Genomic DNA, 208 nt, shown 5'->3' with positions numbered 1-208 from the left:
ATTTTATCGGGGTTATGGGTGTGCACTGGATACACCTGTTTTAGATAATTGCCATCAAGGGGATCTACCGGTTTAGTATTTCGCAGCTCTTGCTCACGCCGAGCTATCATCTGTTTAAAAGGAGGTAAATATTGTTGCTTTGTGGTAATGGTCACATCATGATTGCTTTTATAATCAAAGTTCCCCTTTTTTTTGACTTTAAATTCAG

The 208-nt window shown here is 38.5% G+C and carries 1 pseudogene; it reads right to left on the bottom strand.

Going from position 1 to position 208, the window contains the following annotated elements:
- Positions 1 to 208: pseudogene (locus GQ589_RS12160) on the bottom strand (hypothetical protein); the annotation flags it as partial.

The organism is Gilliamella sp. Pas-s27 (assembly GCF_009795865.1).
GTDB lineage: Bacteria > Pseudomonadota > Gammaproteobacteria > Enterobacterales > Orbaceae > Gilliamella.
This window is presented reverse-complemented; position numbering and strand designations above follow the sequence as displayed.